The sequence below is a fragment of the uncultured Nostoc sp. genome (assembly GCF_937863485.1).
Lineage (GTDB): Bacteria > Cyanobacteriota > Cyanobacteriia > Cyanobacteriales > Nostocaceae > Nostoc.
Genome location: NZ_CALMFY010000086.1, coordinates 1 through 13,370, shown reverse-complemented (window position 1 = coordinate 13,370; position 13,370 = coordinate 1). Strand labels below are relative to the sequence as shown.

The window sequence follows — 13,370 nt, the reverse complement described above, 5'->3', positions numbered from 1 at the left end:
TCACCCGTTAATGTACTGATATCACTGTACCTCAGTTACCTGCAATCTGCTGTATTGGAAAGAGTTTACCTGAAAACCACGAGAACATTCGGCTATTGCTCTGGTGTGCAATGGAAACATGAGTGCTGGCTTTATACAGTTATTTGTGGTGATGAAATTGTCCACGCCACAGAATACCAACTTATCGGGATCGGGCAGTTAGAAACCCTCACCGTGGAAAAACCTGCTTTCGTTTTAGGGCAGAAAGTAATCCTGTCCTCTTATGGGGATCACACAAAACAACGGCTGATTCTAGGGGTTGTACTTGTGGATAAGTTTTGGTTTTACCTTGTCGAATTGGTATCGCCAACATTGGCTGAAACACCGACCATACTTAATCGCTTCTCATTGGTTGGTGAAAAAAGTTTGGTGCGCGTGAATGCCTGAATTAATTAACTATTTTGTTCAATAAGCAGGTAATAAACTATGTTGACACACTCATGGCGCGACTCAGAAATTCAGCAAATGCCCCAAGATGGGCAAATAGGTAAATACACAATACCCAAAGGTTATGTAAATGCAACTCAGATGTGCGCGGCAAATGGGAAACTTTGGGGACATTACAAAGAGATAAAATCTACAAAGGCTTACTGGCTAGAGCTTTCTAACGATATCGTCATTCCGATATCGTCATTAATTGTTGAAGTTTCAGGACGTGGAAGCACTCAAGGCACTTGGGTACACCCAGAGATAGCAATTGATTTAGCTCAGTGGGTATCTATTCCATTTCGCCTCTGGGCAAACAGAACTCTAATGAGGGTGATGATCTCAAGTGAAATAAAGTCGAAGCCAGTACAAGAGCAAGAACCACCAAAAGCATTAGCCCCATCTCATGAAGCTGCACAATTAGCCCTGCTGGTGGGTGAATTCGCCGGATTAGAGAAATCCCTGACCGCGCAGTTAGCCGTTAACGCCGCCACCAGAGTTAACCCAGCACTTAAGCCAGCAGCCGACGAGTTAAATAGTGCGATCGCAATTACCAATGTCAGCGACGATGTATATCTCAAGCCTACAGATATTGGCGAGAAAGTTGGGATGAGTGCGGTAGCTGTAAACAACTGGCTGATTAATGCTGGTTTACAGTACCGCACTGATGATAAGAAAATTCCATATCGTCCAACCGACTCAGGTAAGGAATGGGGGCGGATGGTTTCAGCAGTAGCCAAAGGATCAAACCAGACTGTCTTTCAACTGCGGTGGCTGACAAGCATTACACAATTGTTTAATGAACGCAACTGAGGTGAAACAGTGGAAGAACAGATTGATGAAATTGGTAAAGAAATCAGCCTTGCCTACAGATTTTATCAAGGTTATGGCTATTTTCTCTCTTCAACCGTCGCCCAATGGCTAGGTGTTGAGTCTCTAAAAGACTGGCAGTACAAAACGATACTAGATATGCTTGCAGTCGATTTAATTAGCGATGCCATCCACAACAAAAGAAACAAACAAGGTAGGCAATACCTTTCATACTTCATGCTACACGGCACTTACTCAGGTAGACAAACGGTTTTTGGGCATGGTGTAGATGTATCCCAGATAGAAACGGTGTTAGTCATAATTGACCTGCAAAAAACAATTGCTCCTCATTTTATTCCAGAGTTCGAGGTTACATAAACATGACACGATTTCAAGACCCAAGAGCAGCAGAACTTGCCCAACAGATAGACCAAATAAACGTAACCGGTTGGGAAGGAGCCTGTGACATGGCACTACAACACGTAGCGAAGGGGGAATTATCCCCAGTAGAAACAGTATTGCGTTTCGATATGTTCCAAAAAAGGGCGCAAGATACACAGGGTAAACGACAAGCAATTTGGGCTGAACAAGTAAGCCAAGGCATTAGCGGAATCGAGTGGTACACCGTTGAGTATGGCGGCGTGACTGTGGAGCTTCCCCGGCTGTGTGAGGAGTTGATGCTCGTTCCTGGTGACAAAAAGATATTAATACAGTCCAAGCCGGTGGCGCTCGACTTCCTTGCACATTAAAACCTTGCCTTCAAGCTGTGGCGTTACAACTGCGAAACAGAATCGCGCTGGCTAGAATCTCGCTGGAGTCAGTTTTACTCAGAATACTTGCACAGAGAATGGCTAGAACTTTGGGCTGAGGATGAAGTTTACCAGATTCTTTTACCAGATGGAACATTTCAGGACAAACCCACGTTTGCCATCAACGCTTGCTGCTGCTGGGGTAATCCAGAAGCAATCCACCGTACCGCTAGTTATTCGGAAGCTGGCTCAAGCTGGTTTCAATGGAATAATTTTACACCTTGGAGATAGAAGCGATCGCTATTAAACAAGTAGCAATCGCTACGTTAAACACTTTTTCATATTTGGCATAACCAACATGAGAGTCATTGTTAGAGTCACCGAAAAGATTATTAGTGAAGCTCACATTAATATCCCCGATGGGCTTTCAAAAGCAGGCATTAAGCAGCATATAACAGACCGCTATAACAGTGGCGAGATGCTAACTGAGATGAACATTTTTCAAGTGGATTTTGAATCAATCAGCGCTCTTGTTGTCAAACAAACCGGAGAGAGTTTATGACTGTTGCACAACTCCTGACACCACAACCGTACTCCCCTAAATCTACAAGAGAAGCTGTTGGTAGACATCCTCTGAACTTCTATGAGTCTCCCTCATGGTTCACAACTGAACTACTGCGCCATGTGAAATTGTCTGGTGTGATTGGTGAGCCTTGTGTGGGGCATGGAGCGATCGCTTCTTTGTTGAATGTGTGGCCTCATACAGGAGACATCTGGACTAACGACATCGATCCGAACAAGCAGGCACATTTTCACTACGATGCAACATTAGCCGAATCATGGGAAAAATTTCCAGAGTGCGACTGGATTTGTACCAACCCACCATACGCGGAATTTGCTGCACCAATCATCAAAAATGCTTACCAGAAAGCGCGTGTGGGTGTCGCTGCTTTTTTACTTACCAGCTTTCTTGAACCCTGTGATGATCGTGCGGATTTCTTGCAGCAGCACCCGCCGTCGTTTGTACTGATTTTGCCGCGCTTTTGCTTTCGGAAGGACAAACGAGGTACTCGTTGGGCTACCGATAACGTTACCATCTCGTGCTTTGTATGGGACAAACGCGCAACAGGGCAGCAAATTATTATTCGTCCCAAGTCGGCGATCGCTGGGTTTTACAAAAATCCAGAACAGGCTATTTCACAAGAAAGGGCAGAAGAAATTGTTCGGGCAATCGCCAAAGGAGAATTATGCAACAACTAACTTTATTTCCCGAATCTGTTCCTACTTTACCAGTCAACTATTATCCAGAGTTTCTCACTTTTACTGAAGCTGACGCACTCTACCAACATTGTCAACAATTGCAATGGCAACAGAATCAAATACGTATGCTGGGTAAAACGATGCTTGTGCCTCGTTTGGAATGTATTTACGGGGATGAGGGCTGTGATTACCTTTACTCCAAGAGCGTACCACTTAAACCACTGCCTTGGACTTCATCGCTAGCCCAACTGCGAGATAGAATTACTGCCGCTACTGGCTACAGCTTCCACATTGTCATCGGTAATCAGTACAGAAGCGGACAAAACAGCATCGGCTGGCACAACGATAGTGAAGCTTCGATGGGTGTAAATCCCGCGATCGCCTCTGTCAACCTGGGTTCGGTTCGCAAATTCCAAATCAAGCCCATTGGGGGCAAGCCTAGTGACTTTTGGCTGGAGCATGGGAGTCTGCTGGTGATGCTTCCAGGCTGTCAAAGTACTCATCTGCATCAAGTTCCGAAGACTAATAAGGTCGTTAGTACACGGATTAATCTAACTTTTCGACCGCACGTTGGGGGTAAGAGATGAGCCAATTCATAAATTGTATGAACAATACCAGTATCAACGCTTAATTGGCGAATGGTTTTCTTTTTCTGATGCGGATGTTGAATAACTAAGTTTAGGCATGAAACGGAGGTAAAACGTATGAATACAACTTGTGAACGCAAAGACTTTTTACCCGTTGTTCCATCTTACTTTGATGAGTACGGGCTGGAGCCAATGGAATATCGTTTATATTCTCACATCGTCAGACGTGCTGGTAAAAACAGCTGTTTTGAATCTATCCCTAACATGGCTCGAAGCTGCTTGATGAATGAAAAAACTGTCCGAAAATCATTGCGGGTTTTAGTTGCTGCCAGATTAATCAAAGTTGTACAAGAGCGCAAAGGTAGAACATCCATTTACGAACTTACTCAACCAGGTGAGTGGCTTGACTCGCAATCTTTACCAGCGATTAGGCAAGAATTCACTACAAATAGTGTTAATCAAAACTTATCACACAATGGTAATACCCCTGACAATAATGGCAGTGGTACCAAATCAGGAGGGGGTAGTGGTACCAAATCTGGTAGGGGTGTGGTTCCTGATTTGGTAGGGGTAATGGTACCAAATCTGGTAGGAGTAGTGGTTCCTGATTTGGTAGACGAAGTATATCCCAATAAGGTAATCCCATCTAAGGAATTCACACTTAATGCAGCACCCTCAACTCAAAACGCATTTCCCACCCAAGAATCGTGTGTGTGTGAAACTGAACAATTAAACCTTGAAAAACCAACTCCAGAAAAACCAACTCCAGAAAAACCAAGATTAGAAGAATCAACCCCAGAAGAACCAACCCCACAATTACCCACTTCGTTGTCAAAAAATTCCGTGGAATTGCAACAAACCGATAACCACTCTTGTAGGTCAATCATTCCGGCGGGGTCGTTCGAGAAAATCGAACAATCGAAGAAAAAACAGGTGATTGATGACCCGTACAAATCCGCCCAGAACGTAAAAGAACTGATTGATGCGTGGATCACAGACCCGACTGCTATGAGTGATGATTTTGTACCACTAGTCGTCAGAGAAAAAATCAAGTGGAATCGCTGGGTTCTACCTTGGCACAGTGGAGAGCGAAAGCTAAATAACTTGTACCAGAACTTCAACCCGATAGTCGTGGACTTCTTGGCTGCTGAATTAGCCACTAAGTCAAAACGTTCGGCACAACTTGAAATAACTCATGCGATCGCAGTAATCAACACCTGGGAGAAAACCAAGGGTGGGTGGACGAATTTGAATCAGCGCTATCAGCAAGCATTGCAAACAGAAAAACAGCCCCTACCTCAAAAGCATACTGCTTTGGCTCACAGAGTAAAAAACACCACTAACAGTTCGCTCGAAGATGCGTTGGCACAAGACCGAATGCGCCGTCAGCAAGAGCAATCCATTCGCGTTCCATCCAATGAGTATCAACACAGCCCACAAATGCTGGAGCTAAAGGCAAAGCTTCAAGCCACAGCCAATACTCCAAAAGTTCCGAGCAACACCAGACCATCTTCCATAAATTTGCGAGAAGTTGAAGCGCAGTTAAAATTAGCACGCTAGACCATAATTATGCACTCTAATCAAGACAACGTAGTTCCTTTTGGCAACTATCCAGTTTCAGGTTTACCCCCACAAAACATCGAGGCAGAAGAAGCGATTTTGGGCGGGATTATGCTTGACCCAGAAGCGATAACTAGAGTCAGCGATCGTCTGAGCGTTGAAGCCTTTTACATCAGCGCCCACAAAGATATCTATCAAGCCGTAGCCCAACTTTATGCTACATACCAACCCACAGATTTACTTTCTGTCACCGCATGGTTGTCTGACCACAATCTTTTAAACCGCATTGGTGGCAGGAATAAGTTAGCGACTTTGGTAGACCGCACTGTATCAGCCGTTAACATCGACGCTCTTGCTGATTTGGTGATGGAGAAATACCGACGGCGACAGCTAATCAAAGTGGGTAATGAAATTGTCCAACTCGGTTACGAGACGCAAACTGAACTACCACTTGTACTATCCCTTGCTGAGGCGAAAGTTTTTGGCGTTACCCAAAATCAAAGCGATGAACGCTCTTTGGTTTTCTCAGCGCAAGACATGGGCATTGAACTTTTTCAAAAGCTGGAGATGGGAAACATGGCAGGCGACAGAATTGGTTGGTACGACCTCGAAAATATCACCGGTGGCATTTATCCCAGCAGCTTAGTTGTAGTAGCAGCTGAATCTCACATGGGCAAAACTCATTTCATGATTTCTTATGCTTATGAAATCATGACCAAACTTGGAAAGCCAGTTCTGTACGTTACTCCAGAAATGGATAAGAATCAACTCAATGCCCGAATGCTAGCCCGGATCACAGGCGTAGACGCTTCTATGATTCAAACCAATACTCAATGTTACTGGGAACAAATAGCACAAGGCATAGTCCAGATGGTGGAACTGCCTTGGAAGGTTTACGAGCATTCCTCCCCTACAACCACAATGATTGCTTCTGCTGTGCGCCGTGCCATTGCCGAATTTGGTGGTTCTATTGGTGCTGTGTTTATTGATTACTTGCAACAGATTCCTCTGGAGTCAGGCGGGAATATGGCTTTTGAAGTCGGCAAGATTACCCGCCAGATTCGGGATATTGCCAAGTCTCACAAAATCCCTGTTTTCTTGGGCTGTCAAATCAATCGGGGGAATCAAACAACGGCTGATAAACGCCCCAATCGTCATCTGTTACGTAATTCTGGCGAAATCTTTGAGGTTTGTGACCAGTTAATTATGCTTTACCGGGATGCTGTCTACACAAAAGACCCAAGCTCGCGCACTATCGAGTTGATTGTTGAGAAAAACCGCCTTTACGGTAAGCTCGGTACTGCGACAATGTTGTGCGATTTATCGACCTCAAAATTTTTGAACTTGGCGAGATAATTTCATGCAATAAACTTTTTTAAAGTTTTAGAGGTCGATATATGAAAGCGCTATCTGTTCGTCAGCCTTGGGCATGGGCAATAATTTATGCTCTTAAAAATATTGAAAACCGTGGCTGGCCCATTCATTATCGCGGCGACATTCTGATTCACGCCGCCAAAACCTGTACCAAAAAAGAGTACCAGCTTTCGATTGAATTTTGCCAAGGGATGGGGATAGTAATCCCAGAATTAAAAAGTCTCCGTCGCGGTCAAGTTATTGGCATTGTCACAATAGTTGATTGCAAGTTTTCACAAGTTGCGTCTGGTTGGGGAATGCCTGAGCAATATCACTGGAAACTGGAGAATCCACGCGAGATTACACCGATTCCTTACATTGGGCGGTTGGGGATTTTTGAAGTACCGGATGATTTGGTCATGGAGGTGGCTGCATGACTAAAACAGTAATAGTTGAGTTATTTGCAATACCCGAAAAATTCTTAGAGAAAGGGGTCAAAGGCTCACAATGCGAATCGGTTGGATGTCTATATCAGTACCTCGAAACTAAAAAGCTACTTAATGGCTCAAACGTTTTTTATCCCCGTGTGATTGGTGAACGTGACCCAAATAACCCCTTTTGTTGGCGATGGGGATTTAATTGTCAGGAAAAACACAACGGCGTTTGGAAGGGCAAAAGTATCGGCTCAATTCCCCCTGGCGCTGTCCACATGATTCGTCTAATGCAACAGCAGGGGGCAACTAAGGAAGATATTATCGCTTTTATCAAAAAAGCGAAAACCAAAAAGACATCACCAAAATTAGATGTCTGCAAAAATTTTGATAACACAAAATTAAAACCAGTTCTTCCAGATGATGCACCGATCGCTGTAGTACTTTTCGCTGGTGGCGGCGGAATTGAAGCGGGGATGGTGCAAGCCGGGATTCGTCCAGTCATCGCAGTGGAATTCGACCCCACCAAACCAGACTTGAGCAGGGCGTTCGTCGAAGACGTTGCCGAAGGCATCGCTCTCAATCATCACCGTAACTTTCATGAATATGGCTGCAAAATCATTCAGCTAACAGTTCAAGAAGTAGCACGGTTAGGATTTCTAGGTTTTCCGCGCCACCCTGACTATCTCCATGCCTCCCCGGTGTGCGCCAACTTCAGTCAAGCCCACACAGCCAAAGCAGGTAAGGGTATTGAAACGGCTGATGATCTGAGTGCAGCGATCGCAGTAGCAGAAGCCATCCGACAGTTGCAGCCACGGGTGTTTACTCTCGAAAATGTCCCACGCTATCAGAATAGTCAGAGTATCAGTATCATCCTGGATGCTTTGGAGCAAGAGGGGTACTCGGTTACTTACAGCGTGGTGAATATGGCTGATTTTGGACTGCCCCAGGCGCGGCGGCGGTTAGTCCTGATTGCAAGTAGGGGGTTTCGCGTTACCTTACCTTCGGGAACTACACCTTGTGGTTGGTACAAAGCGTTCACGAAGTGTGCCGAAGGTATCGCGCATCTCATCCCCACAATGCCTGATTCACAGCTTCTACCTAAACAGCAACAAGCTTTAGAGAAATTTTTAGCCGGGAATGCGCCAACACCACTGTTAATAGAAAGAGTTGGAGGACGCAAGTTACCCAAGTACAAGCCAGGGTCGCAGCCCGCTAATACCATTCTGCGATGCCTGCGGCGGGCTACGCCTACACATTTCACAGATCACAAAGGTTGCAACCGTAGTAAGTTCGCTGATATCTGGTTGCCTAATGGTACGGTCAAGTCTTTGTCTGTTGAGGGGGCTGCAATTTTACAAGGTTTTCCGTCTTGGTATGAGTTCCCACAAGAGACTGCTACGGCTGGGTCAATTATTGGCTATTCTATGCCTCCTTCTTTTGCAACTCAATTATTTATATCAGCACAAAGTATCTTGCAAGGAGCAATTGTATGACTAACCGATGGACTAAACTTAGAACAGTGCTAGTACATCTCCCCACCGTGGGGTGAGCAAATTCCACCGTTGATGGTTAATTTGTTAGAGCGAGTGTACGTCAAATGAACAGCCTGAATATTATTGTAGTATCTCAAAGTTTTTGTTGAGCTTACTTTAGCTACATATTTAGTTTTACTTGTTCATACAGTTGAGCATCCTTAACGTGGCTGCTGCTGCATAATTTCGCTGTGTCCCAAGATTAGGAAAAAAAGCGTTTCCAGTTTCATTGACGGGAGTTGCAACACCGCAATAGGCAGACATCTCTGTAATCGCTTTCTGCCCCCAATGAGCAGATATATCACTAAAAGTTATAGCCTGTTGCCTCTTTATACCTCCTGAACGTCTGGTATTTTCTCCATATTCAACAGCTTTACGCAAAACTGCTATCAACTCCGCACGGGTTACTATTTGGGTCGGACGAAAAGTACCATCAGAGTAGCCGATTATAATCTCATTCTCTTTTGCCCACTCAATCTTTCCAGCACTCCAACGAGTTACCTCTACATCTCGGTAAGGTTTGTTAGTTGTTTTCAATAAATCTGGTGCTTGCTCACTTGGCACAGTCAAAGGGCTGGGGGGTAGTTGACTGAGAGCATTTATTACCATCGACACCATCTGTTCGCGGGTTAGCTCTAACGTGGGACGGAAAGTATTATTAGAAGTAAAGCCTGCAATCAGTCCTATCTCAACAGCCTCTTGAATCTCTTTAGCATAAATATCAGTGTCAACATCGCTAAAGCTTGGCACTTGGGCAACCACTGGTTTAGTCGTCAAAGCGCATAACAATATAATTGCAGCAGTACCTGCTCCCGTTTTGGCAGTTAGTGAACCCGAAAAGAAATTAAAAGTTGATTTGAGCAAAGGTTTTATAATGAATTGAATGCTTACCTTTGTACTGGAGTTTAGACTAAAAGTCGTTACTCACTCCTATAACAGTTCAACCGGACTAAGCAACCTGTTAACACCTTGTGGACACGCATATGTCAGGAAGTCAATGTTTGCGCAAAAAAAAACCTAATCATGTGAAGATTAAAGAAGTCATCAATTAACAAACGCAACATAAAACCTGTTCTATGGAGTTACCCATGTCCCACGAAGCCGATTTAGTTAAACCTGCCGTTCTCCTAACCATCATTGGTGAAACAGTGCTGAAAGACGCTATTCTCAAGCTATTGAAAAGCTACAATATAAACGACTACACCATTACTCAAGTGCAGGGTGAGGGTAGCCACGGGAAACGCATGGGAGACATGGTGGGCTACAACACCAACATCGAAATTAAAACAATTTTGTCACTAGAAGTATCTACTGATATTCTTAAATCTATCAAAGACTATCAGGGTAAGCAGGCAGTGATCGCCTTTCGCTCTTACATAGAAGTATTGTAGTAATTAATACTTTAAATTGAGTTTAGACTAAATGGGCAAGGTTAAAAATATTCAGTAGATCGAAAAGTTTTCCAGAAGCCTTACCAGCCGTTCATTTGAGTTTAGGAACATAATCTGCCGGAATCCTGTTGGAGTCTGGTTTTCAAGGAACGGGCATTGTTGGTGGGTTAAGAGTGCAGTGCAAGCGATGCCGAAGGCGGGCTGCGCCTACGCGATCATCAACCCCAAAACGTCGGTTGAAACCCTGATTATTTCGTCAACTCACAAAAGTTTTCGATCTACTGATATTATCTTGTCAGCCTCAAAGCATCCGCGACCTTGAACAATTTTTGTGTAGTATGCTTGCCGCTAAAATAATACAATAATGATAATCATGAAAATGGTGGGAGAGAAACGAGCGTCGCTCGTTTCTCTCCCACCCCCTTATTCGATTATCATTATCAGAGAATAAGTAAGAAAAAAGGGGTGTCTGATTGAATACAGTCCCCATGAAGGCAGAAAGTGAGAAAAGAACTACCATTACTCACCTGCCAACATGATTTGTGCCAGACTTGAAGAGTTTCGTCAAGTAGCCTACAAATATTTAGGTTTCGCCAAAGATGCGACCTTTGAATTAACAGATGCCATATTGCTGACCCGCAATGTCTATTCCTTAGCAGACTTATCCTTATCACCAGTATTCAGACGTAAGTGGTCAAGTATTTATGAAGCGCTACAAGATAGTAGACCGCAGCGACAGAAATTGATGCAGTTATATATCAAACAGATGCCAACAGAGGGACGACCCTTGTTAGCAGGAGATCACACAAACTGGTCACGCCCGGATGCAGTAACGCTACTTCAAGAGGACTTACGAGCATAGTGGCACATCCATAGCCGGAAATAAACCGATTACCCTTGGTCAAGGATACAGTACAATTGCATGGATACCAGAAGATTCAGGTAGTTGGGCATTACCTTTGAGGCATGAGCGGATCACCAGTTGGGAAAGCCCAATAGACAAAGCAATTTGGCAACTCAAACAGGTGTGTAAGCATTTACCCACCAGACCGATTTCAGTTTGGGACAGTGAGTATGGATGTGCGACGCCAGTCGCTTCAAGTCGGCGAAGCCGCCCAACGCGGTGGCTCCCTTTTGTCTTAAAAACGGCTAAGATTGCAGTAGATATTTTAGTCCGATTGCGTTCAAATTTGTGTTTATGGGGTGAACCAGGAGCTTATACAGGCATTGGCTGTCCCAGAAAACATGGTGATAAATTCAAGTTGAATGAACCAACAACATGGGGCGAAGCAGCATCTGTCTTCGAGGTAGATGATCCGCAATTAAAACGGGTACGGGTTAGCCTGTGGAAAAATTTGCATTTCCGTAAAGCGGTGACACGACCGATGTCACTGATCAGAGTTGAACGTCTTGATGCAGAAGGTAACTTGAAAGAGTTAAAACCTTTGTGGTTGGCTTGGGTAGGAGAAGAGATGCCACCCGTAGAACAAGTCTGGCGACAATACTAGCGTCGCTTTACAATTGATCACTGGTATCGCTTTTTAAAACAACGACTCCACTGGACTGTTCCCAAGCTAGGTACCCCCAAGCAATGTGAAAGATGGAGTGACTTAATGCCTCTGATGACTTGGGAATTGTGGTTAGCCCGTGATATCGTTACTGACAATCCTTTACCCTGGCAGAAATCAATCGATAAATTGACCCCTGGAAGAGTTGCTCAATCAATGGGAGGAGTTTTCGCGGCCATTGGGACTCCTACCCAACCACCCAAACCTCGTGGAAAGTCACGCCTGCTGGACACCAGGAAAACCTCGTCTACGTAAAAACCGTTTCCCTACAGTTAAAAAGACAGCAACTCCACCTCGGAAAGAAGCATCTGTAGCTGTTTAATATCAAAGATTGTTCATACTTTCAGCGAGTCTCTTATTAACTCAGCAGTGCTGGGTCATTTTGCATTGCTTAGTCTAAACTCCAGTTTGTAGACGTTGCTTTTTTTAATCAGGTTTCTTAAAGTTATTAGTTATACTTAGAATTCCGCTATTGCTGCCGTGGGGCAGCAGATGATTGGGTGATCGCTCGAATGGTACTACCTTTTGAGCAGTATCTACCTAACCATTACACAGTGCAGAGAGAAGTTGGGTTAGTACCTGACCGAATGCCCACAAATAGCATACAAAATAACTTTCGATAGCCAAGCGTTACACCATCACTTGTTTAAGCATCAACAAACATGATTACACAAGGTACTAATGGCTGTAGAAGACCGTTGTCAATCGGGCAGTAGCAAAGGCGAAAGATTCCTTAAGGGCAGTGACTCTCACAAAAATACTCTACTGAGTTATTCATCTCAATAGAGTATATAAATTTACGTTTATCACCTTTTACCAAAATTTAGTTTATACAACACTAAATATTCACACCTCTGTATAAGTACTGGAAATCTTGAGCATTCAAAAAGAGACAAACTTTCTGGCAAAATGTCTCTGATTCGCTGATAACTTCGTGTATTCTGGGATATCCGTTCTTTGTGGAGAGCCGAATGATTCCTAGAGATATGCAACGACTCATCAAAAAAAATTCTAATCCAGTTTGCAAGAAAACAGAAGTAACCCCACCACCCACTGAACCCATTGAGATCCCTGAGAGTAAAGATATTCCTGAAATAGTGATTGAACCAAATCTACCTGTGTACATTGAAGCATCAAAATCAGACTACATTGAAGCATCAAAATCAGACTACATTTCTGAACACTATCGCCAAGAGCGCTCTGTTGGCAACTCTGGGTGGCAACCGTCTGACGTGTGGCGAGAGTTGAGGGTTGATGATTTTTGTCGTGGGTGAGTCAGTATTTAAACAGCGCGATGCCTGCGGTTCTTGCTAGCCTACGCTAAAATATAATACCTGCATTTTGAAATAGTGGCAGTTGAATGACTTGGGTTTGTTTAGCGTTATCCAGGTTAGACAACGAAATCCCCAACAACCTGATGCTCTGATTCTCCAGTTCAATTGATAAAAACAGTGTTTTGGCTATCTCAAAAATCGTATCTAATTCACTGATGGGAGCAAGCATTGTCTTACTGCGGGTTAGCTGGTGATAGTCAGAAAACTTGACTTTCAGAGTTAATGTGCGTCCTCGCGTTTCATGCTGCTCTAACCGTTGCTCGACAATTTGGGCAAGGGAGCAACGCGATTTTGTGAGGTTGGACAAAAAAGGTGCGATCGCTAATA

16 protein-coding genes and 2 pseudogenes are annotated in these 13,370 nt (G+C 44.1%); 16 read left to right on the top strand and 2 right to left on the bottom strand.

Features of this window, described 5'->3' with window-relative positions:
- The first annotated feature begins 15 nt into the window (after positions 1-15).
- The 13 genes from Q0541_RS11515 to Q0541_RS11455 all read left to right on the top strand — a co-directional run bounded on the left by Q0541_RS11515 (position 16) and on the right by Q0541_RS11455 (position 8,819).
- Positions 16-426 (top strand): DUF1392 family protein, encoded by a 411-nt coding sequence (locus tag Q0541_RS11515; protein ID WP_298909951.1) that lies wholly within the window; start codon positions 16-18, stop codon positions 424-426.
- 39 nt (positions 427-465) lie between these two features.
- Entirely contained in the window at positions 466-1,278 is an 813-nt protein-coding gene (locus Q0541_RS11510) for a KilA-N domain-containing protein (RefSeq protein WP_298909946.1), read from the top strand.
- Between the two features lie 9 nt (positions 1,279-1,287).
- Positions 1,288-1,653, top strand: a complete 366-nt coding sequence (locus Q0541_RS11505) for a hypothetical protein (protein WP_298909942.1) — start codon at positions 1,288-1,290, stop codon at positions 1,651-1,653.
- Between the two features lie 2 nt (positions 1,654-1,655).
- The gene (locus Q0541_RS11500; RefSeq protein WP_298909939.1) at positions 1,656-2,024 is read left to right on the top strand and encodes a hypothetical protein; all 369 of its coding nucleotides are present in this window, start codon (positions 1,656-1,658) and stop codon (positions 2,022-2,024) included.
- A 175-nt stretch (positions 2,025-2,199) separates the two neighbouring features.
- Complete coding sequence (locus Q0541_RS11495; RefSeq protein ID WP_298909938.1) at positions 2,200-2,331, top strand: hypothetical protein; 132 nt, start codon at positions 2,200-2,202, stop codon at positions 2,329-2,331.
- 51 nt (positions 2,332-2,382) lie between these two features.
- Positions 2,383-2,586: a hypothetical protein gene (locus tag Q0541_RS11490; RefSeq protein WP_298909935.1), complete on the top strand. Its 204-nt coding sequence runs from the start codon at positions 2,383-2,385 to the stop codon at positions 2,584-2,586.
- Positions 2,583-3,284, top strand: coding sequence for a hypothetical protein (locus Q0541_RS11485; RefSeq protein ID WP_298909932.1), 702 nt, complete (start codon positions 2,583-2,585; stop codon positions 3,282-3,284). Before Q0541_RS11490 ends, Q0541_RS11485 begins: the two co-directional genes overlap by 4 nt.
- The gene (locus Q0541_RS11480) at positions 3,272-3,871 is read left to right on the top strand and encodes an alpha-ketoglutarate-dependent dioxygenase AlkB (protein WP_298909929.1); all 600 of its coding nucleotides are present in this window, start codon (positions 3,272-3,274) and stop codon (positions 3,869-3,871) included. Before Q0541_RS11485 ends, Q0541_RS11480 begins: the two co-directional genes overlap by 13 nt.
- A 117-nt stretch (positions 3,872-3,988) precedes the next feature.
- The gene (locus Q0541_RS11475; protein ID WP_298909925.1) at positions 3,989-5,431 is read left to right on the top strand and encodes a helix-turn-helix domain-containing protein; all 1,443 of its coding nucleotides are present in this window, start codon (positions 3,989-3,991) and stop codon (positions 5,429-5,431) included.
- Between the two features lie 9 nt (positions 5,432-5,440).
- On the top strand, positions 5,441-6,787 hold the full coding sequence (locus tag Q0541_RS11470) for a DnaB-like helicase C-terminal domain-containing protein (protein WP_298909923.1): 1,347 nt from the start codon (positions 5,441-5,443) through the stop codon (positions 6,785-6,787).
- A gap of 41 nt (positions 6,788-6,828) precedes the next feature.
- A complete protein-coding gene (locus Q0541_RS11465) occupies positions 6,829-7,221 on the top strand; it encodes an ASCH domain-containing protein (protein WP_298909920.1) in 393 nt (130 codons plus the stop codon).
- Entirely contained in the window at positions 7,218-8,711 is a 1,494-nt protein-coding gene (locus Q0541_RS11460; protein ID WP_298909917.1) for a DNA cytosine methyltransferase, read from the top strand. The genes Q0541_RS11465 and Q0541_RS11460 overlap by 4 nt, the downstream gene beginning before the upstream one ends.
- A gap of 36 nt (positions 8,712-8,747) precedes the next feature.
- Entirely contained in the window at positions 8,748-8,819 is a 72-nt protein-coding gene (locus Q0541_RS11455; RefSeq protein ID WP_298909949.1) for a DUF1392 family protein, read from the top strand.
- Between the two features lie 66 nt (positions 8,820-8,885).
- Here Q0541_RS11455 and Q0541_RS11450 read toward each other — a convergent pair whose 3' ends face one another.
- Entirely contained in the window at positions 8,886-9,527 is a 642-nt protein-coding gene (locus tag Q0541_RS11450; RefSeq protein WP_298909914.1) for an S-layer homology domain-containing protein, read from the bottom strand.
- 311 nt (positions 9,528-9,838) lie between these two features.
- Here Q0541_RS11450 and Q0541_RS11445 point away from each other — a divergent pair, with 311 nt between their 5' ends.
- The 3 genes and pseudogenes from Q0541_RS11445 (at position 9,839) to Q0541_RS11425 (ending at position 12,983) form a co-directional block, all read left to right on the top strand.
- On the top strand, positions 9,839-10,141 hold the full coding sequence (locus Q0541_RS11445; protein ID WP_298909912.1) for a hypothetical protein: 303 nt from the start codon (positions 9,839-9,841) through the stop codon (positions 10,139-10,141).
- Between the two features lie 535 nt (positions 10,142-10,676).
- Positions 10,677-12,031: pseudogene (locus tag Q0541_RS34415) on the top strand (NF041680 family putative transposase).
- A gap of 649 nt (positions 12,032-12,680) precedes the next feature.
- A complete protein-coding gene (locus Q0541_RS11425) occupies positions 12,681-12,983 on the top strand; it encodes a hypothetical protein (RefSeq protein WP_298909900.1) in 303 nt (100 codons plus the stop codon).
- Positions 12,984-13,029: 46 nt separating this feature from the next.
- On the opposite strand, the pseudogene Q0541_RS11420 reads toward Q0541_RS11425, so the two are convergent.
- A pseudogene (locus Q0541_RS11420) lies at positions 13,030-13,370 on the bottom strand (hypothetical protein); the annotation flags it as partial.